The sequence below is a fragment of the Streptomyces sp. NPDC090798 genome (assembly GCF_044768965.1).
Classification (GTDB): domain Bacteria; phylum Actinomycetota; class Actinomycetes; order Streptomycetales; family Streptomycetaceae; genus Streptomyces.
Genome location: NZ_JBIVXA010000026.1, coordinates 42025 through 61797, shown reverse-complemented (window position 1 = coordinate 61797; position 19773 = coordinate 42025). Strand labels below are relative to the sequence as shown.

17 protein-coding genes are annotated in these 19773 nt (G+C 72.2%); 11 read left to right on the top strand and 6 right to left on the bottom strand.

What is annotated here, in order from left to right:
- Positions 1-76: 76 nt before the first annotated feature.
- The gene (locus ACIQTP_RS39095) at positions 77-1882 is read right to left on the bottom strand and encodes a phosphatidylglycerol lysyltransferase domain-containing protein (protein WP_403408920.1); all 1806 of its coding nucleotides are present in this window, start codon (positions 1880-1882) and stop codon (positions 77-79) included.
- 223 nt (positions 1883-2105) lie between these two features.
- Here ACIQTP_RS39095 and ACIQTP_RS39090 point away from each other — a divergent pair, with 223 nt between their 5' ends.
- Together ACIQTP_RS39090 and ACIQTP_RS39085 are read left to right on the top strand one after the other, a co-directional pair.
- The gene (locus ACIQTP_RS39090; RefSeq protein WP_403408918.1) at positions 2106-3236 is read left to right on the top strand and encodes an alpha/beta hydrolase; all 1131 of its coding nucleotides are present in this window, start codon (positions 2106-2108) and stop codon (positions 3234-3236) included.
- 257 nt (positions 3237-3493) lie between these two features.
- Positions 3494-4960: a hypothetical protein gene (locus ACIQTP_RS39085; protein ID WP_403408916.1), complete on the top strand. Its 1467-nt coding sequence runs from the start codon at positions 3494-3496 to the stop codon at positions 4958-4960.
- A gap of 120 nt (positions 4961-5080) precedes the next feature.
- Here the strand turns inward: ACIQTP_RS39085 and ACIQTP_RS39080 are convergent, their stop codons facing one another.
- The gene (locus ACIQTP_RS39080) at positions 5081-6415 is read right to left on the bottom strand and encodes a PH domain-containing protein (protein WP_403408914.1); all 1335 of its coding nucleotides are present in this window, start codon (positions 6413-6415) and stop codon (positions 5081-5083) included.
- Positions 6412-6927, bottom strand: a complete 516-nt coding sequence (locus ACIQTP_RS39075; protein WP_402039340.1) for a PH domain-containing protein — start codon at positions 6925-6927, stop codon at positions 6412-6414. The genes ACIQTP_RS39080 and ACIQTP_RS39075 overlap by 4 nt, the downstream gene beginning before the upstream one ends.
- Positions 6928-6958: 31 nt before the next feature.
- On the opposite strand from ACIQTP_RS39075, the gene ACIQTP_RS39070 reads away from it, so the two are divergent.
- Positions 6959-8110: an NADH-quinone oxidoreductase subunit D gene (locus ACIQTP_RS39070; RefSeq protein WP_402039341.1), complete on the top strand. Its 1152-nt coding sequence runs from the start codon at positions 6959-6961 to the stop codon at positions 8108-8110.
- On the opposite strand, the gene ACIQTP_RS39065 is transcribed toward ACIQTP_RS39070, so the two are convergent.
- Positions 8075-9208, bottom strand: coding sequence for an SAM-dependent methyltransferase (locus ACIQTP_RS39065; RefSeq protein ID WP_403408912.1), 1134 nt, complete (start codon positions 9206-9208; stop codon positions 8075-8077). The two genes, ACIQTP_RS39070 and ACIQTP_RS39065, sit on opposite strands and share 36 nt — an antisense overlap.
- Positions 9209-9351: 143 nt before the next feature.
- Here ACIQTP_RS39065 and ACIQTP_RS39060 point away from each other — a divergent pair, with 143 nt between their 5' ends.
- The 3 genes from ACIQTP_RS39060 (at position 9352) to ACIQTP_RS39050 (ending at position 12046) form a co-directional block, all read left to right on the top strand.
- Positions 9352-10557, top strand: a complete 1206-nt coding sequence (locus ACIQTP_RS39060) for a sensor histidine kinase (RefSeq protein WP_403408910.1) — start codon at positions 9352-9354, stop codon at positions 10555-10557.
- A 69-nt stretch (positions 10558-10626) separates the two neighbouring features.
- Positions 10627-11298 carry a response regulator transcription factor gene (locus ACIQTP_RS39055; protein ID WP_054237494.1) on the top strand — a complete coding sequence of 224 codons (672 nt, stop codon included), beginning with the start codon at positions 10627-10629 and terminating at the stop codon, positions 11296-11298.
- A gap of 115 nt (positions 11299-11413) precedes the next feature.
- Positions 11414-12046 carry an AAA family ATPase gene (locus ACIQTP_RS39050; RefSeq protein WP_402039344.1) on the top strand — a complete coding sequence of 211 codons (633 nt, stop codon included), beginning with the start codon at positions 11414-11416 and terminating at the stop codon, positions 12044-12046.
- A gap of 53 nt (positions 12047-12099) precedes the next feature.
- Here the strand turns inward: ACIQTP_RS39050 and ACIQTP_RS39045 are convergent, their stop codons facing one another.
- The gene (locus tag ACIQTP_RS39045) at positions 12100-13206 is read right to left on the bottom strand and encodes a DUF5937 family protein (RefSeq protein WP_402039345.1); all 1107 of its coding nucleotides are present in this window, start codon (positions 13204-13206) and stop codon (positions 12100-12102) included.
- A 168-nt stretch (positions 13207-13374) separates the two neighbouring features.
- On the opposite strand from ACIQTP_RS39045, the gene ACIQTP_RS39040 reads away from it, so the two are divergent.
- Positions 13375-13593: a hypothetical protein gene (locus ACIQTP_RS39040; RefSeq protein ID WP_403408907.1), complete on the top strand. Its 219-nt coding sequence runs from the start codon at positions 13375-13377 to the stop codon at positions 13591-13593.
- A gap of 68 nt (positions 13594-13661) precedes the next feature.
- On the opposite strand, the gene ACIQTP_RS39035 is transcribed toward ACIQTP_RS39040, so the two are convergent.
- Positions 13662-14879 carry a threonine aldolase family protein gene (locus ACIQTP_RS39035; protein WP_403408905.1) on the bottom strand — a complete coding sequence of 406 codons (1218 nt, stop codon included), beginning with the start codon at positions 14877-14879 and terminating at the stop codon, positions 13662-13664.
- 174 nt (positions 14880-15053) lie between these two features.
- Between ACIQTP_RS39035 and ACIQTP_RS39030 the strand changes: the two genes are divergently transcribed.
- The 4 genes from ACIQTP_RS39030 to nadC are packed head-to-tail and all read left to right on the top strand — an operon-like array spanning position 15054 to position 19772.
- The gene (locus tag ACIQTP_RS39030) at positions 15054-15986 is read left to right on the top strand and encodes a Rossmann-like and DUF2520 domain-containing protein (protein ID WP_075032433.1); all 933 of its coding nucleotides are present in this window, start codon (positions 15054-15056) and stop codon (positions 15984-15986) included.
- The gene (panC, locus tag ACIQTP_RS39025) at positions 15983-16975 is read left to right on the top strand and encodes a pantoate--beta-alanine ligase (protein WP_402039348.1); all 993 of its coding nucleotides are present in this window, start codon (positions 15983-15985) and stop codon (positions 16973-16975) included. Before ACIQTP_RS39030 ends, panC begins: the two co-directional genes overlap by 4 nt.
- Positions 16972-18756: an L-aspartate oxidase gene (locus tag ACIQTP_RS39020; RefSeq protein ID WP_403408903.1), complete on the top strand. Its 1785-nt coding sequence runs from the start codon at positions 16972-16974 to the stop codon at positions 18754-18756. Before panC ends, ACIQTP_RS39020 begins: the two co-directional genes overlap by 4 nt.
- A gap of 5 nt (positions 18757-18761) precedes the next feature.
- On the top strand, positions 18762-19772 hold the full coding sequence (nadC, locus tag ACIQTP_RS39015; protein ID WP_403408901.1) for a carboxylating nicotinate-nucleotide diphosphorylase: 1011 nt from the start codon (positions 18762-18764) through the stop codon (positions 19770-19772).
- Position 19773 lies beyond the last annotated feature (1 nt).

Below are 19773 nucleotides of genomic sequence, written 5' to 3'. Positions count from 1 at the left end.
ACCAAAGGACGCCGCGGCCCGAGCGAGGGCTCCCAGGGCTGGGGTAGGGGCCCTCGCTCGGGCCTGTTCAAGGGGGCTACGCCGCCCTGACCCCGCGCTCCGCCACGCCATGGGCGCACGGCCGCGGAGCCGGTGCGCGGCGGCGCAGCAGGCTCGGGAGGGCCAGGTTCACGAAGCCCTCGGCCTGCATGGCGGCGAAGCCGATGCGCGGAAGGTCGCGGGAGGAGCGGTAGACGACGAAGCGGGGCTCCCAGCGGGGGCGGAACTTCGCGTTGAACTTGTACAGGGACTCGATCTGGAACCAGCGCGAGAGGAAGACGAGCAGGCCCCGCCAGGCCCGCAGCACCGGCCCCGCGCCGATCTTCTCGCCACGAGCCAGCGCCGAGCGGAACATCGCGAAGTTGAGCGAGATCCGCTTGATGTCCAGACGCGGGGACGCCTCGAGCGCCGCCACGATGAGCAGTTCGTTCATGCCGGGGTCGGCCGAGCGGTCGCGGCGCATGAGGTCGAGGGAGACCCCGTCCGTGCCCCAGGGGACGAAGTGCAGGACGGCCTTCAGATCGCCGTACGGGCCGAGCGCGTCGTCCGCTTTGTGGGCGGTGGCGACCAGGCAGTCGCCGTCGGACGGGTCGCCGATGCGGCCGAGCGCCATGGAGAAGCCGCGCTCGGTGTCCGTGCCGCGCCAGGCCTCCGCCGCCCGCCGTATCCGCTCCAGCTCGCCCTCGCTGAGGTCACGGATGCGCCGCACCCGGGTCTCGTAGCCAGCTCGTTCGATGCGCTTCACCATTTGACGCACGTTGCGCATCGCGCGTCCGGACAGGGAGAAATCCGCGACGTCCACCACCGCCTCGTCGCCCAGTTCGAGGGCGTCGAGGCCGGTCTCGCGGGTCCACACCTCGCCGCCCGTCTCCGAGCAGCCCATGACGGCGGGGGTCCAGGAGTGGGCCTTGGCCTCGTCCATGAAGCGTTCGATGGCGCCGGGCCAGGCCTCGACGTCGCCGATGGGGTCGCCGCTGGCGAGCATCACGCCGGAGACGACGCGGTAGGTGACGGCCGCCTTGCCGCTGGGGGAGAAGACGACGGCCTTGTCGCGGCGGAGCGCGAAGTGGCCGAGCGAGTCGCGGCCGCCGTGCTTGTCCAGCAGGGCCCGCAGCCGGGTCTCGTCGTCCTCCGTGAGGCGGGCGGCGGGGTGCTCGGGGCGGAAGGCCAGGTAGATCGTCGTGACGGCGGTCAGCCAGCCGAGCGCGCCGAGCGAGAAGGCGACCGTCCAGGACGTGGCTCCGGCGTAGTCGACGGGGCCTTCGAAGCCGACCAGGCCGTACAGGACGTGCGTGATGCGGTCGGCCAGGCTCGGGTCGCCGACCATCCGGTTCTGGTGGGCGCTGACGATGACCAGTCCGAGGACGAGGGAACCGGCGCCCATGAGGACGAAGTTGGCGAGCGCGCGCCAGCGGCTGCGCGGATCGGGCAGGGCGGCGAACTCGCTCCGGTGGCGCAGCAGCGGCGCGAGCAGCGCGAGGGAGATGACGACGCCGATGATCGAATGGCGGTACGCGAACTGGGCGACGGCACCCGCCGGCAGCAGGACCACGGCGGCCCGCCACGCCCGGCGCTTGCGGCGCCGCAGCCCATGAGCGAGCAGCAGCAGGAGTACGCCCGCGCTGAGCGACAGCGCCGCGGCGAAGGGGCCGAACGAGCCGGGCAGCACCTCGGCCATGGCGTGCATACGGCTGCGCCGGAAGCGCGGGAAGACCCCCGCGGCGATGTCCAGGAGCCCTACGAGTGTGCAGGCCCTGGCGACGAGGGCGGGAACGACCTCTGGGCGCGGACCACGGAGTATGCGTCGCGTCCTGCCCGTGCGGTCTGGAACCTCACCCGACATTTCCCCATCTATCCTGACAGACATCGCATCCCGTAGTTCTGCGAGAGACCTTGAATCCGGCGCCATTCCGGCATCCGGCGACATTGCGCCCTCTAGGACGGTGTCTTGGGGAGTCAGGTTCACTCCCCAGCGGAAAGTCGGTTCAAAAGGCAAGGAAAGTCCAGGGCAAGGCCTCGCGAAGGAGCAGGTCGGCCCGGGACGGAAAGCGCAGGCAGGACAGCTCATGGGTCTCACGAGCAACAAGGTGCTGGTGCTGGCGGTTCTGTTCGCCGTGCTGCTGTTCGTCGGCACGGTGTGGTGGTGGCCGCGGCTGGCGCGGCGCAACTGGCGGGCCGTCAGCGGACGGGTCGGACTGCTTCTGGTCACCCAGGTGGCGATCTTCGCTTCGATCGGCCTGTTCGCCAACCAGGCGTTCGGGTTCTACGCGAGCTGGGCGGACCTCTTCGGTCAGGAGAACGGCCAGGGCGTGGTCGTCTACCACGGCGGCCGGGGCGGACCCGGTGGCGGGCCTCTCCAAGTGGTCGACACCCAGCCGGTGAGCGTGTCGGGCGGGACCCGGCCGCAGATCGGCGGCCAGATCCAGAAGGTCGACATCGTCGGCCGTACGACGCACATCGCCACGCCCGCGTTCGTCTACCTCCCCCCCGAGTACTTCCAGCCGCGCTACCGCACCCGGACTTTCCCGGCGGCCACGATCCTCACCGGCTACCCGGGCACCGCCGCGGCGCTCATCAAGGGTCTGCACTATCCGCAGACGGCCCACGAGTTGTCCAAGAACGGGCAGATGCAGCCGATGATCCTCGTCATGATGAGGCCGACGGTCGCGCCCCCGCGGGACACGGAGTGCGTGGACATCCCGGGCGGTCCGCAGACCGAGAAGTTCTTCGCCAAGGATCTCCCCGATGCCGTGTCGGCTCACTACAGGGTGGGCAAAAAGCCCGGAAGCTGGGGCATCGTAGGCGACTCCACGGGCGGCTACTGCGCGCTGAAGCTGGCGCTGCACCACCCCGAGTCGTACGCCGCCGCGGCGGGTCTGTCGCCGTACTACAAGGCACCGATCGACCCCACGACGGGCGACCTCTTCCACGGGAACAAGGAGCTGCGCAACAGCGCGGACCTGCGCTGGTTCATGCAGCACAAGCCCGCCGCCGACACATCGCTGCTGGTCACCAGCAGCAAGGTGGGCGAGCACAACTACAAGGAGACCCTCAAGTTCATCAGCCTCGTGCAGTCCAAGCACCGCACCCGGATCGCGTCGATAATCCTCGACAGCGGCGGCCACAACTTCAACACGTGGCGGCGGGAGATCCCGGCGACGCTTCAGTGGCTCAGCGGGCGGCTGAGCGACCGCTGACCGGCCTCCCCGAATACGTGGGGGCCCTCGTGATGCGCGCCGAGCCTCCTGGAATTCCTGGAGTCCCTCGAATCTCTCGAATCACGCGAACTCAAGGGAATTGATCAACAAGTAGCCGCATTGCGGGGCAAGCGGGAGCCCTTGTGGGACAAGGAGTTGCCCTTATAGGCGGCTGAGGCGGTGTGAAGCCCGTGGGGTGGCCGTGTTTTTACCGGGCGGGGCTCCAAGATTCGCCTACGCGCGGTAAGTTTCTGGCCATGCCACGTGGACGTCACCGCCATTCCCCACCTCTGCACCGGCTGCTGCCTCCTTCGGCGATCGCAGGCGTCTCGCTCGTCTGCGCCGTGGGGCCCTGGCTGTTCACGGAACCAACGGTGCTCCGCTCCTTGGCCGCGGCCGCCGCGGTGACCGCCGTCGTGGGCGGCGTCGTCATGCGCCGCTGGGACACGGCGGCGGGCAAGCGCGTCGCGGACCTCACGCGCGCGCGGGCGAGTGACGAGTGGCGTCACGAGGAGCGCGTCGCCGAGCTCGAGACCGACCTTGATGAGTCGCGCGAGCTGCGCACCAAGCTCGAACACAAGCTGCGCGCGAAGCGGGCGGAGCTGGCGGGCCTGCGCAACGAACACGCGGCGCTGCTGCGGCGGTACGCCACGGCGGAGACGGAGCGGGCGAGCGCCCTCGAGGGTCGCCGGCTGCTCGAGATAGAGACGGTGGCTCCCGCTCGCGCCCTGCCCGCCGCCGCGACGGAGACCGCCGAATCCGCCGCATCCGTGGACGCGGTGGACGCCGTGGACTCGGCGGTGCCGGAGGCTCCCGAGGGCGTGACTGCCACGGACGAGGACAGGAACGAGGGTGCGGGCGAGGACAGGGGCGAGGACACCGACGACGGTGTCACCGCCGAGGACGTGACCACCGTAGAGGCGGAGAACGCCCCCGAGGAGCCGACGGACGCGCCCGCGTCTCCCCAGGTCTTCTCCCCGGCCGGGTCCTCGCTCTTCCTGCGCGCCGACGCCGCGCTGAGCCGGATCACGACCGGCGATGCGGCGACCGACGTCTCCGACGCGGACACTGAACCGGACACCGACCCGGACACCGATCCGGACGACGATGCGAAGCCTGGCGCCGAAGCCGACTCCGAAGCCGAGGTCGAAACCGCTGCCGCCTCGGATTCCGATGCCGCTGCCGCCGCCTCCGGTTCCGACGAGCGCGAGTCCGCCAAAGGAGAGCCCGCCAAAGGAGAGTCCGATAAGGGAGAACCCCCGACGGACGGCCCTCCGAAGGGCAACCGGCCCCTGACCGAAGCCAAGACGGCGGCGCTGCCCGTCCCCGCCGCACGCGCGGCGTCCGTCGAGGCGGAGCCGGCCGCCCCGGCGGCCCACCCGGTGAAGCCGACGAAGCCCGCCCGTGCCTCCGGGCACTTCACCGTGCCGACCGCGGTGGCCGTCGCCCCGGCCGCGCCCGTGCGGCGCCCCTCGGTCGAGGGCGGGTTCGACTTCTTCGGTACGCAGAAGGGGGCGTCCTCGGCGGCCATGGAGGCCGTGCAGAACGAGGACCTCGCGGACGTGGTCGGGCAGGAGGCGCTCGCCCTGCACAAGGCCGAGGCCGAGTCCGGTTTCAAGCCCGTCGACGAGGGGTCCCGCGGTGTCGGTCAGGTCATCGACCTGACCGCGCACGACGAGACCGAGCAGATCGACCTGGCGGAGCTGCGGACCGCGGCTTCCTGAGGCCGCCTGTACGTGGCGCACGCACATGAGGGCAGTGGCTCGGGCCACTGCCCTCACGGCGTCTCAGCCCGCACGCCGGCTTACGTCGGCCCACGTCATGCCACGCCGTCTTGCGCCGTCTTACGCCATCCACCGGTCCGGCCGGGCCTCGCGCCGCCCCGTCCGTGACCGGTCGGCCTGCGACTGAAGCAGCTCCGCGGCCTCCGAGGCGTCCCGCAGCCGCGCCGTCACCGTCTGGTTGGCCCCCGTGTCCACATGGACGTCGGCGACGCCCCTGAAGCGCTCCCAGGGCCCCTGCGTCAGCCGTACGCTCTGCACCTTCGCGTGCGGCACTAGCGAGAGGCGGCGCCGCAGCAGCCCGTGACGCGCCGCGAAGACGGTGTCGGTGACGGCGAGCCCGTATCCGCGCCACCACAGCGGCGCGCACCACCAGGCCCGGCGCGGCGGCCGGGACAGGCCGGACGGCACCGTCACCCCGGGCAGCACCCCCGCGATCACCGACTCGGCGATCTCGCGCGGTGCGACGGGCACGAGGACGGAGTTCGAGGACCCCGCCACGTCGAGTTCCACCCGTACCCAGCCGCGTCGCCGCCACAGCAGCGGTTCGACGATCCGTACGGTCTGCACACGTCCGGGCGGCACCGTCTCGTGCGTACGGTCGAGGAGACCGTGGTCGATGCGCAGCCCGTCCGGCGACTCGCCCACCGTCCAGTCGTACTCGGCGACGAACCGCCCCACGCTGCTCGCGCCCGCGGCGCCGAGCAGTGGCACCCCGGTGGCGAGGACCGTCCACACACTGTGGGTGGCGAACCACAGGAACGGGGGCACGACGACCGCGGCGGCCAGGGAACCCCAGGTGGCGCCGGTGAGGACGAGGGAGACGGCCAGGAAGCCCGCCGGCACGTGCAGCAGCTGCCGCACCGGCGCCTCGCCGACCTCCTGAGCCGTCTCGGGGGCGAAACCGGCGGCGCGGGCGAGGAGTTCGGCGCGCAGGGCGCGGGCCTCGTCCTCGCCGAGGAAGGCGAGTTCGTCCTTCTTGTCCGTTCCTATGACGTCGAGTTTGAGCTTGGTGACGCCCGCGACGCGGGCCAGCAGCGGCTGGGTGACGTCGACGGCCTGCAGCCGGTCGAGCCGGATGTGCGCGGTGCGCCGGAACAACAGGCCGGTACGGATGCGCAGTTCGGTCTCGGTCACCGCGAAGTGCGTGAACCACCAGCTCAGAAAGCCGTAGAGGGCGGCCGCCGGGACGATGACGGCGAGCCCGATGAGCAGCGCGGTCGTCGTCAGCCTGGTCAGCTGCTCCTGCGCCTGGTTGGGGTCGTGCACGGCCCATCCGGCGACCACGGCGACCGGCGCCCAGGCGCGCCGGAACGGTGTCACGGGGTGCAGCCGCCGCTCCACCAGCGGCTTCTCCTCCCGTATGGCGTCCTCCGCGCCGGACGCCGGCGTACTCACAGCCCCGCCGATCGGGCCTCGCCGAGCTCGGTCAGCCGGTCACGCAGCCGCTCGGCCTCGGCCGGGTCCAGGCCCGGGATGCACGCGTCCGTCGCGGCGGCCGCCGTGTGCAGCTGCACGCTCGCCAGCCCGAAGTGCCGCTCCACGGGCCCGGAGGTCACCTCGACCAGCTGCATCCGCCCGTACGGCACCACGGTCTCCTCGCGGAACAGCACACCCCGGCTGATCAGCAGGTCGTCCGCGCGCTCGGCGTACCGCCAGGAGCGCCAGTTGCGCCCCAGCATCCCCCAGCCCCACACCAGCAGGGCGAACGGCAGCAGTGCGAAGGCCGCCCAGACGGCGCCCGCGAACACCGCGAGAAGCAGCCCGAGGACGATCGTCAGCAGCCCCAGCCACACCACCAGCAGCAGCCTGCGCATCCGCAGCAGCCCCGGCGGCAGCCCGGTCCAGACCGGCTCCGTCGCCGTAATTCCCACGGTGTCTCCCGCGGTCTCCGCGCTCCCCGTATCCATGCCGCAAGGGTACGTACGACAGACTGTCCCCATGACTCCTACGACGGAGACCATGGTCGGTATCGGCGGCGCCGCGGAGAGCACCGACATGGTGCTCAACATCGGGCCCCAGCACCCGTCCACGCACGGGGTGCTGCGGCTGAAGCTGGTCTTGGACGGTGAGCGGATCCAGCAGGTGGAGCCGGTGATCGGCTATATGCACCGCGGCGCGGAGAAGCTCTTCGAGGCCCGCGACTACCGCCAGATCGTCATGCTCGCCAACCGCCACGACTGGCTCTCCGCCTTCTCGAACGAGCTGGGCGTGGTCCTCGCCGTGGAGCGGATGCTCGGCATGGAGGTCCCCGAGCGCGCGGTGTGGATGCGCACCCTCCTCGCGGAGCTCAACCGGGTCCTGAACCACTTGATGTTCCTGGGCTCGTACCCCCTGGAGCTGGGCGGCATCACCCCGATCTTCTACGCCTTCACGGAGCGCGAGGAACTCCAGCACGTCATGGAGGAGATCTCCGGCGGGCGCATGCACTACATGTTCAACCGCGTCGGCGGTCTCAAGGAGGACCTCCCGGCCGGCTGGACCACCCGCGCCCGTGCCGCTGTCACGGCCCTGCGCTCGCGGATGGGCGTGTACGACGACCTGGTGCTCGGCAACGAGATCTTCCGGGGGCGTACGCGGGGCGTGGGCGCTCTCGCGCCGGAGACCGTGCACGCCTACGGAGTGAGCGGGCCGATCGCGCGCGCCTCGGGCGTCGACTTCGACCTGCGCCGGGACGAGCCGTACCTCGCCTACGGGGACCTTCAGGACACCCTGAAGGTCGTCACCCGTCAGGAGGGCGACTGCCTGGCCCGCTTCGAGTGCCTCCTGGGGCAGACGCACAACGCGCTCGACCTCGCGGACGCCTGTCTCGACCGGCTCGCGGACCTTCCGCCCGGGCCGATCAACCAGCGGCTCCCGAAGGTCCTGAAGGCGCCCGAGGGGCACACCTACGCGTGGACCGAGAACCCCCTCGGGATCAACGGCTACTACCTGGTCAGCAAGGGCGAGAAGACCCCGTACCGGCTGAAGCTGCGCTCGGCCTCGTTCAACAACATCCAGGCGCTGGTGGAGTTGCTGCCCGGGACGCTGGTCGCGGACATGGTGGCGATCCTGGGGTCACTGTTCTTCGTGGTCGGGGACATCGACAAGTAGGGCGTCGGCCCGTGGATCGTCGGCAAGTAGGCCGTCGCCCATTGGGTTTGGAATTCCAACCGGCTGGAGAAGCCAGCCGAAGTCGCCCAGGCCGCCGGTCGCGGTGAGTTCGGCGGCTTCCCCCGCGCCCGCCAGAGCGCGTACGTAGGCGGTGGGGTCCGTGGCGGCGAGCGAGAGCGCCGGCCGGGCGCCACTCACGCCCAGCGCGCGCAGGGCCGCCCGCTGGGTCACCACGCGCCCTCCGGGCAGCGCGCACGCGTCCAGCGCCACATGAGCCGTGATGTCGCACGAACCGTCCGGCACGGGCGCCGTCTCCCTGCCCTCGCGGAAGCCGGTGAGTGTCCCGAAAGGCGGTCGCGCGGCGGCGACGTGCGCGTAGTCGACGGCGACGGCGAGACCCCGGTCCAGGGAAGCGACCGCACCGGCCCAAGCGGTATCTCTAGGGAGGCCGATCTCGGCGCGGGCCCCCTCGAAGGGCGCCCCTTCGGAGGGCACGTCATCGGAATGCACCTCTTCGGAGGGCGCCCCTGCGAAAGGCACCTCTTCGGAGGCCAGTGGCCACCACCTCCGCAGCCACTGCGCCTCAGCCCCGGCCACGGGCTCACCCAGGCGCTCGGCCCCGTCGTCGTCCCGTACGAGAACCAGCCGGGGTACGCCCGTCGCGTCCACCTCCGCCACCTCCACCGGCACGTTGTCCAGCCACTCGTTGGCGAACAGCAGCCCGGTGATCCCCTTCGGGGGCTGGGTGAGCCACTCGATCCGGTGATCGAGACCGGCGGGGCGGTCGGCGCGTTCGACGGCGTACCCGCGCGCGCGGGAGGCCACCTCGGCGGGGAGTGCGGCGAGGACACCGGTCACCAGCTCACCGCGGCCCGCCGCCATGTCGACGAAGGCGAGCTCGGCAGGGCGACCGAGGACCTCGTCCACCCGGCACAGCAGCCGGGCCACGGCCGCGGCGAACAGCGGGGACGCGTGCACCGACGTACGGAAGTGGCCGGCCGGCCCCTCGGGCCCGCGATAGAAGCCGGAGGGCCCGTACAGGGCCTCCTCCGTCGCCTCGCGCCAACCTCGCCACGTACCCGTCACCACACGCCTCACCGGGCCAGGCTAGGCCCTGCTGAAAGACAAGCCCCTAGCCGTCTCGGACGGGGGAACATCCACCTTGGGGAGTACGAGCGCCTCTTGCGGATCGGCCCTCCGGTTGACCCCTGCACACTGCATGCTTCCCTACGCTGGGTTACGTGCAGCGCCTCTATGACTTTCTCCGCAGGCACCCGACGTGGGTCGACAGCTTCTGGGCCGTCGTCCTGCTCGGGATCTCCGGCGTGAGCCTCATCAGTGTCAACGGCGCCTCCGACCGGCACGGGCCGCTCGCCGCGGCGTTCCCGATCGCCGTCGTACTGAGTCTGGTCGTCGCGCTGCGCCGCCGTATGCCCGAGAAGATGCTGGTCCTGGCCGCAGCCATGGGCTTCGCCCAGCTCGGCCTGGACGTCGAAGTGGTGCCGGCGGACTTCGCGATGCTGGTGATCATCTACACCGTCGCCGCGGACGGCGCCCGCTGGGCCTCCCGCTTCGCGCTGATCGGCGGCCTGTGCGCGGCCCCCCTCGCGCAGATCCGCTGGCCCCAGGTGGACTCGGGCTCCGTGAGCAACGTGCTGATAGCGGTCTTCCAGACGGTTCCCTTCGCGCTCGCCTGGGTGCTCGGGGACTCCATCCGCACCCGCCGCGCCTACCTCGCCCAGCTGGAGGAGCGTGCCGCCCGGCTGGAGAAGGAGCGCGAGGCGCAGGCCAAGGTGGCCGTCGCCGCCGAGCGCGCCCGGATCGCCCGTGAACTGCACGACGTGGTCGCGCACAACGTCTCGGTGATGGTGGTCCAGGCCGACGGTGCCGCGTACGTCATGGACGCCGCCCCCGAGCAGGCCAGGAAGGCCCTCGAGACCATCTCCGGGACCGGCCGCCAGGCCCTCGCCGAGATGCGCCGCCTGCTCGGCGTGCTGCGCACCGGCGAGCACCAGGAGAGCGGTGAGTACGTGCCGCAGCCCGACGTCGAGCAGCTCGACGACCTCATCGAGCAGTGCCGCACCTCGGGCCTGCCCGTCGACTTCAAGGTCGAGGGCACCCCGCGCCCGCTGCCCAGCGGGGTGGAGCTCACGGCGTACCGCATCGTCCAGGAGGCGCTCACCAACACGCGCAAGCACGGTGGCCCGAACGCGGGCGCGAGCGTGCGCCTGGTCTACTTCGACGACGGGCTCGGGTTGCTCGTCGAGGACGACGGCAAGGGCGCGCCCCACGAGCTGTACGAGGAGGGCGGCGCCGACGGCCAGGGGCACGGCCTGATCGGGATGCGCGAGCGTGTCGGTATGGTCGGCGGCACTCTGGACGCGGGGCCGCGCCCCGGTGGAGGCTTCCGCATCAGCGCCCTGCTGCCGCTCAAGTCGGCTCACTGACACCTGTAACGACACCTTTTGGTCAGTTCTAAGGCTTTTTGACCGTTGATGGAGAGGGAAGAGACCCCGATGGCGATCCGCGTGATGCTCGTCGACGACCAGGTGCTGCTGCGCACCGGCTTCCGGATGGTGCTCGATGCCCAGCCGGACATGGAGGTCGTGGCCGAGGCGGGCGACGGCGTCGAGGCCCTCCAGGTCCTGCGGTCGACGGCGGTCGACGTGGTGCTGATGGATGTACGCATGCCGAAGCTGGACGGTGTGGAGACCACCCGCCGCATCTGCTCGGATCCCAACCCTCCGAAGGTGCTGATCCTCACCACCTTCGACCTCGACGAGTACGCCTTCTCCGGGCTGAAGGCGGGCGCCTCCGGCTTCATGCTCAAGGACGTGCCGCCCGGCGAGCTGCTCACCGCCATCCGCTCCGTGCACAGCGGTGACGCCGTGGTCGCGCCCTCCACCACCCGGCGCCTGCTCGACCGGTTCGCGCCGATGCTGCCCCACGCCGGCAAGGAGCCCCAGCACAAGGAGCTGGAGCGGCTCACCGACCGTGAGCGCGAGGTGATGGTGCTGGTCGCGCAGGGTCTGTCGAACGGCGAGATCGCGGCACGTCTCGTGCTGTCCGAGGCCACCGTGAAGACACATGTGGGACGCATCCTGACCAAGCTGGGGCTGCGGGACCGGGTGCAGGTCGTGGTGCTCGCCTACGAGACGGGGCTCGTACGGGCGGGCGGGCAGCGCTGATCCCGGCCGGACGGGCCGGACGGGCCCGACGGGCCGGACGGGGCGCCACGGGGTGTGGGCCGGTGATGCGCGGGTGCGTGACCGGGGCGTAACCAGGGCCCACTAGGGTCTGCGCATGCTCCTGTGGATCAACGGCCCCTTCGGGGGCGGCAAGACACAGACCGCACACGAGATCCAGCGACGGCTGCCCGGCAGCGTCGTCTGCGACCCGGAACACGCCGGCTTCGGTCTGCGCCGCATGCTGCCGCCCGAACTGCGCGGGGACTTCCAGGACTTGACGTCCTGGCGGCAGGGTGTGGTCGAGGTGCTCGACCTCGCCCTCGGCAGACACGACGGCGTGGTCATCGCCCCCATGACGGTCACCAACGCCCGCTATTTCGAGGAGACGGTCGGGCGACTGACCGAATTGGGCCACGACGTACGGCACTTCGCGCTCCTCGCCGAGCGCGAGACGGTGCTGAAGCGGCTGCGCGAGCGCGGCTTCGGACACCTCCTTCAGTACGTCGCCGGGAAGGACACCCCGCCGCGGCACGAGAGCTGGGCCGTGCGGCAGCTCGACGACTGCCTGGAGCGGCTGCGCGAGCCGGAGTTCGCGGAGCACCTGTGGACCGATCACACGACGGTCGCCAAGACGGCCGACCGGATCGCCGTGCTCGCGGGACTGACGCTGGCGCCGAACAAGGACGGGGTGGTGCGGGGGCGGCTGCGGCGGGCGTGGACCGGCGCCAAGCACATCCGGTTCGACTGAGCCTTTGGAGCGCCGGACACGGGGCCGTCGGGTTCGGCGTGGTGCTGCCGGGCTCAGCGCAGGATGCCCTCAAGGAAGTCGCTGCCCAGCCGGGCCACGACGCTGACGTCCAGCTGGTGCAGCACATACCTCCCGCGGCGCCTCGTCGTGATCAGGCCCGCCTTCTTCAGCACGCCCAGGTGCCGGGATATCTCCGGGGCTGTCATCCCGTTCACCTGTGCCAGCTCGCCCGTGGTGAACGCGCTGCGGGCCAGACTGCGGCAGATCCGCATCCGGACCGGATGGGACAGGGCGGTCATCCGCAGGGTCAGCTGTTCCAGCGAGAACGGTGCCGCGAGCTCCGGGGAACCGACGGGGTAGTGCAGCACCGGCTGCCAGTCGTAGCGGTGCAGCACCATCAGGTGCGGCCAGCCGAGACTGGTCGGCACGAGGAGGAGCCCGCCCTCACCGGTGGCCGTCTGGCCCTGGCCCAGCTTGTCGACCGTGATCGTCCGGCCGGCCTCGCCGAGCGTCACCGCCGGGGACACCGAGGCCACGGCCTCGGCCAGGCCCTTGTGCCGCAGGAGGTCGGTCTTGTGGCGGGCGTCCGCCGCGAGCTGGTGGCGCAGCCGGGACCAGGTCTCGGCGAAGAAGGCCTCGTCGCAGTCCTCCAGGAACTGCCGCAGCCATGCCCGGATCTGCGGCGGATCGTCCAGCAGCCGCTTGCTGAACCGCACCTGCTGGGGTCCGCGCGCGGCGGCCAGCTCCAGCGCGCGCTGCTGCAGCTCGGGGTCGGAGAGCGTGTCCCGGCCCGGCGCCGCGTACGGAAGCGCGCAGGTGAACTCCAGGGCGGCGTCCACGAACTGCTCGTCGGTCAGCTTGTCCAGCAGGTCCAGCTCCTCGGCGAGCGTGGCGCCCGGGAGCGTGGTCCTGCCGGGAATCCCCGCGTACGGCAGGAACAGGTCCGAGAACGTCGTCCGCCACAGGAAGTCGGCCTCGCACATCCGGTCCGCGAGATGCGAGTCGAGCCGGGCGGTCACGCCGGTCGCCCAGCCCTGAAGCCCGGGGTGGTGACCCGGCTCGGACAGCGCGTGCAGCGCCATGCCGAGCTCGGCCAGGGGAGACGGCACGACGGAGATCCGCTCCTGCCGCAGCCCGGTGACGTCGATGTGCACGCTCATGACCTCATGGTGCACCCCGCCACTGACAACGCCGTCGTCGATTGACGGCGACCGTCAATCGGGGCGACAGCCACCGAGGACGGGCGCAATCTGGGACGACCGGGGCAACCGCGGGCCTTCGGATTTCTCTCCCGTCGCGCGATTTCCGTCCCCGAGAGGCGATGAGCCATGAGCATCACCCAGCAGTACCTTCTCGACACCTACCGGGCCCGCCGGCACGGCGAGCCGGTCCCTCCGGCGCCCGGCGCGCACGACTGGCAGGTCGCCCGCGAGCTACGCGACCTCCGGCGGTTTTGGGCGGTCGTGGCGGGCCGCCCGGCCCAGGGGCGGATGCGCCAGGCCCTGGGCCGCTGGCTGCGCGGACGGCGGCCGCACCCGGGCTGCTGACCTCCGTGCCGGGTGGCCGACCGCCGGCGTGCGTGCGGGGTCGGCCGGGCGCCGGACTCGGTTTGCGGTCAGCCGGGCAGTCGCTCGACGAACTCCCGCACGGCCGCCCGTACGTCCTGCGCCGTCCACTCCAGACCGGGTTCCGCCACCGTGACCTCGGTGAGCGCGAGCCCCGGACCGCCCCGCATCCAGCTCTGGGAGAAGAGCGAGGTCCTCGTCTCCTCGGTCTGCCGCAGCGCCGCGTCCGTGAGGACGTCCGGGTCGTACGGCAGCCAGACCTGGAACTGGTGGGTGTGCGGCTCTTCCGGGTGGACGCGCACCCAGGGGACCTTGGCCTCCGTGAAACCCTCGCGCAGGGCGGCGGCGATCACGCGCGCGTGGGCCACGTACTCCGGCAGCCGGGGCAGCTCCCGGTCCAGGCCGATGAGCGCGGCGAGCACCGTGGGGAACTGCTGGAGGATCATGCCGCCGTACCGGTGCCGCCAGGTCTTCGCCTCGTCGATCAGCGTCTTCGGGCCCGCGATCGCCGCCCCGCCGAAGCCTCCGAGCGACTTGTAGAACGACACGTAGACGCTGTCCGCGAGGCCCGCGATCTCGTCCAGCGGGCGGCCGAAGTGCGAGGTGCACTCCCACAGGCGGGCCCCGTCGAAGTGGACCACCGCGTCACGATCCCGGGCGGCCTCCACGACCTCGGAGAGTTCCTCCCAGGAGGGCAGCACAAAACCGGCGTCCCTGAGCGGCAGTTCGAGCAGCAGCGCCCCGAAGGGCTCCTCGAAGTCCCGTATCTCCTGGGCCGTGGGCAGCCGGGGCTCGTCGGTCACCCGCACCGGGCGCAAGCCGCTGACCTGGCTGAACGCCTGCCGTTCATGGACCTCGGGGTGGCCGAGCGCATGGAGCGCGACGGTCGGGTTCCCGGTACGGCCCGCCCAGCAGCGCAGCGCGACCTGCTGGGCCATGGTGCCGGTGGGGAAGAAGGCGGCCGCCTCCTTGCCGAGCAGGCCCGCGACCCGCTCCTCCAGGGTCTCGACGATCTGCCCGCCGTACATGTCGACGGGCCGGTCGAGGTCGTACACGCCCTCGGCGCCGTCGTTCAGCCAGGCCAGCCGTGTCCTGACCGTGTGGAGGTGGCTGGGCCGCCACAGTATGCGCCGGGCCGCCCGCAGCGCGGCACCCCGCCGTTCCCGAAGCCGCTCGGCCGTCTCCTGCGGGTCCTGGCCCGCCGTCTCCAGGTCCTGACCCGCACTCTCCGGGTCCTGCCCCGCCGTCGCTTCCGCCGTATCGCTCATCCCCGGATGATGTCGCGCGCAGCCCCGCCTCGGCATCCTCGTTTTCCACACCCCCCGCGACCTGCGGAAACCCACAGCCTGTGGACAACGAAAACGGCGCTCGAACCAATCGCGTTAACATGACGAGAAATCGTCCGGTACCCGGAGCGGACTGGAACGGAAGGCCGCCGTCGAGTGAGTACATTCCCCCAGCCAGACCCCAAGGACCGCCCCGCGCGGCTCACCGTCGGCGTTGTCGGCGCGGGCCGGGTCGGCCCCGCCCTCGCCGCGGCGCTCCAGCTCGCCGGGCACCGCCCCGTGGCCGTCTCCGGGGTCTCCGACGCCTCCAGGCGGCGCGCCGCGCTGCTCCTGCCCGACGTGCCGCTGCTCTCCCCGGCGCAGGTCCTGGAGCGCTCCGACCTTGTCCTGCTGACCGTCCCGGACGACGCTCTGCCCGGGCTCGTCGAGGGGCTCGCCGAAACGGGCGCCATCCGGCCCGGACAGCTGCTCGTGCACACCTCCGGGCGGTACGGCGCGCGGGTGCTCGACCCGGCGCTCAGGGCGGGCGCCCTGCCGCTCGCGCTGCACCCCGCCATGACGTTCACCGGCACCCCCGTGGACGTGCAGCGGCTCGCCGGATGCTCCTTCGGGGTCACCGCTCCCGAACAGCTGCGCCTGGCCGCCGAGGCCCTGGTGATCGAGATGGGCGGCGAGCCCGAGTGGATCGCCGAGGAGTCCCGCCCGCTCTACCACGCGGCCCTCGCGCTCGGCGCCAACCACCTGGTGACCCTGGTCGCCGAGTCCATGGAACTGCTGCGCACCGCCGGCGTGGAGGCCCCGGACCGGATGCTCGGCCCGCTGCTCGGCGCCGCCCTCGACAACGCCCTCAGGTCGGGCGACGCCGCCCTCACCGGACCCGTCGCGCGCGGGGACGCGGGCACGGTCGCCGCGCACGTCGCCGAACTGCGCAAGCACGCACCGGGGACCGTCGCCGGCTATCTCGCGATGGCCCGCGCGACCGCCGACCGGGCGCTGGCCCACGGACTGCTGAAGCCGGAACTCGCCGAGGACCTCCTCGGGGTACTCGCCGACGGCGCGACCCTGCCCGACGACGGGAGCGACCGATGACCACCACCCTGCTGCGCACCGCCGACGAGCTGCACGCGCGCGTACGCCGCGGCAGCCGGGCCGTCGTGATGACCATGGGCGCCCTGCACGAGGGCCACGCCACGCTGATCCGCGCCGCCCGCGAGATCGCCGGGCCCGAGGGCGAAGTCGTCGTCACGGTCTTCGTGAACCCGCTCCAGTTCGGCGCGGGCGAGGACCTCGACCGCTACCCGCGCACCCTCGACGCCGACCTCAAAATCGCCGAGGAGGCGGGCGCGGACGCCGTGTTCGCCCCCTTCGTGGACGAGGTCTACCCCGGCGGCGACCCCCAGGTCCGCCTCTCCGCGGGCCCCATGGGCGAGCGCCTGGAGGGTGCCGTGCGCCCCGGCCACTTCGACGGCATGCTCACCGTCGTCGCCAAGCTGCTGCATCTCACCCGGCCCGACGCGGCGCTGTTCGGGCAGAAGGACGCCCAGCAGCTCGCCCTGATCCGCCGCATGGTGCGCGACCTGAACTTCGGCGTGGAGATCGTCGGCGTGCCCACCGTGCGCGAGGAGGACGGGCTCGCCCTCTCCAGCCGCAACCGCTACCTCTCGCCCGAGGAGCGGCGCACCGCGCTCGCCCTCTCCCAGGCACTCTTCGCGGGCCGCGACCGGCACGCCGCCCAGGAGGCCCTGCGCGCCCGGGCCCGCGAAGTGCCCGCCACACACGCGCGTGCCGAGGCGCTCAGCGCGATCGGTGAATCCCGCGCCGCCGCCGACGCGCACGCGGTCGCCAAGGCCGTACCCGGCGGCCCCGCCGCCGTCCGCGCCGCCGCCCGCCTCGTCCTGGACGAGGCCGCCCGCCTCCAGCCGCCGCTGGTCCTGGACTACCTGGCGCTGGTCGACCCGTCCGACTTCACCGAGATCGAGGACGACTTCACCGGCGAGGCGGTCCTCGCCGTCGCCGCCCGGGTCGGCACGACCCGCCTCATCGACAACCTCCCCCTCACCTTCGGAGCCGCCTCGTGACCGCCACAGGCACAGGTACACCTACGGGTACTGGCATACGACTGCACGCGCCCGCCCCCGGCTGGGCCCTCACCGCGGACGTGGTGGTCGTCGGCTCCGGCGTCGCGGGCCTCACCGCGGCGCTGCGCTGCGAGGCCGCGGGCCTGAGGACCGTCGTCGTCACCAAGGCCCGCCTCGACGACGGCTCCACGCGCTGGGCGCAGGGCGGCATCGCCGCGGCCCTCGGCGACGGCGACACCCCGGAACAGCACCTCGAGGACACCCTCGTCGCGGGCGCGGGCATGTGCGACGAGGACGCCGTGCGCATCCTCGTCACCGAGGGGCCTGACGCCGTGCACCGCCTGATCGAGACCGGCGCCCACTTCGACGAGTCCTCCGAAGGCCGCCTGGAACTCACCCGTGAGGGCGGCCACCACCGCCGCCGCATCGCACACGCGGGCGGCGACGCGACCGGCGCCGAGATCTCCCGGGCCCTCGTCGAGGCGGTACGCGCGCGCGGCCTGCGCACGGTCGAGAACGCGCTCGTCCTGGACCTCCTCACGGACTCCGACGGCCGCACCGCGGGTGTGACCCTCCACGTCATGGGAGAGGGCCAGCACGACGGCGTGGGAGCCGTCCACGCCCCCGCCGTGGTCCTCGCCACCGGCGGCATGGGCCAGGTCTTCTCCGCGACCACGAACCCGTCGGTCTCCACGGGCGACGGCGTGGCGCTCGCCCTGCGCGCGGGCGCCGAGGTCTCCGACCTCGAATTCGTCCAGTTCCACCCGACCGTGCTCTTCCTCGGCCCGGACGCCGAGGGCCAGCAGCCGCTGGTGTCGGAGGCGGTACGTGGCGAGGGCGCCCACCTGGTCGACGCGGACGGCGTCCGCTTCATGGTCGGCCGGCACGAGCTGGCCGAACTGGCGCCCCGGGACATCGTCGCCAAGGGCATCATGCGGCGCATGCAGGAGCAGGACGCCGAGCACATGTACCTCGACGCCCGGCACTTCGGCGCCGACATGTGGGAGCACCGCTTCCCGACCATCCTCGCCGCCTGCCGCGCCCACGGCATCGACCCGGTCACCGAGCCCGTCCCGGTCGCCCCGGCCGCCCACTACGCCTCCGGAGGTGTCCGCACGGACGCCCGCGGCCGCACCACGGTGCCCGGCCTCTACGCCTGCGGCGAGGTCGCCTGCACCGGCGTCCACGGCGCCAACCGGCTCGCCTCCAACTCCCTCCTGGAAGGCCTCGTCTACGCCGAGCGCATCGCCGCGGACATCGCGCGGAGCCGCTCGGAAAACGGCCTCCACGCGCGCGTGCCCGTACCGGTCCCGCACCCCGAGAAGCCCGCCCACCCCCTGCTCGCCCCCGAGGCCCGGTTCGCGATCCAGCGGATCATGACGGAGGGCGCCGGTGTGCTGCGCTCCGCCGAGTCCCTCGCGACCGCCACCGGCCGGCTCCAGCAGCTCCACACCGACGCCCGTGACGCCCTCGACGAGAACGGCAAGACGTCCGAGCCCGGCGTCGACACCTGGGAGGCCACCAACCTCCTGTGCGTGGCTAGGGTCCTGGTCGCGGCCGCGCGCCTGCGCGAGGAGACTCGTGGCTGCCACTGGCGCGAGGACCACGCCGACCGCGACGACGCCGACTGGCGCCGCCACATCGTCGTACGGCTGAATCCCGACCGCACGCTGGCCGTACACACCACGGACACCGCAGACTTCCCCCCGACCCTCCCGCAGACCCCCGGCTCCCCCCGACCAGGGGGGACCCCCGTGCCCCAGCGCCTTCAGGAGCAGTGACAGCAGTGAGCACCCCCGACCTTCCCCTCGTCCAGAGCGGCGGCTGCGGCGACGGCTGCGGCTGCGGCGCCGAAGCGGACGACGACGCGTACATGGAGTGCGGCCTCGACCCCGCGCTCGCCCAGCTCCTGGCCGACGCCGGGCTCGACCCGCTGGAGGTCGAGGACATCGCGAACGTCGCCATCCAGGAGGACCTCGACCACGGCGTGGACGTGACGACCGTCGCGACCATCCCCGAGGACGCCGTCTCCACCGCCGACTTCGTCGCCCGTGACGCGGGCGTCGTCGCGGGCCTGCGGGTGGCCGAGGCGGTCATCTCGGTGGTCTGCACCGACGAGTTCGAGGTGGAGCGGCACGTCGAGGACGGCGACCGGGTCGAGGAGGGCCAGAAGCTCCTCAGCGTCACCACCCGCACCCGCGACCTCCTCACCGCCGAGCGCAGCGCGCTGAACCTGCTGTGCCGGCTGTCCGGCATCGCGACCGCCACGCGCGCGTGGGCGGACGCCCTGGAGGGCACCAGCACCCGCGTGCGCGACACCCGCAAGACGACGCCGGGCCTGCGCGCCCTGGAGAAGTTCGCCGTGCGTATGGGCGGTGGCGTCAACCACCGCATGTCGTTGTCGGACGCGGCGCTGGTCAAGGACAACCACGTGGTCGCCGCCGGCGGCGTCGCCCAGGCCTTCGAGGCCGTCCGCGAGGCCTTCCCGGAGGTGCCGATCGAGGTCGAGGTCGACACGCTGCACCAGCTGCGCGAGGTCGTGGACGCGGGCGCCGACCTGATCCTTCTCGACAACTTCACGCCCGTCGAGTGCGAGGAGGCGGTGGCCCTCGTGGAGGGCCGGGCGCTCCTCGAAGCCTCGGGGCGGCTCACGCTCGCGGGCGCCGGGGTGTACGCGAAGACCGGCGTCGACTTCCTGGCCGTGGGCGCGCTGACCCACTCCTCGCCGATCCTGGACATCGGCCTCGACCTGCGCGAGGCGTCCACGGACCAGGCCTCGACGGACGAGGCGGAGTAGT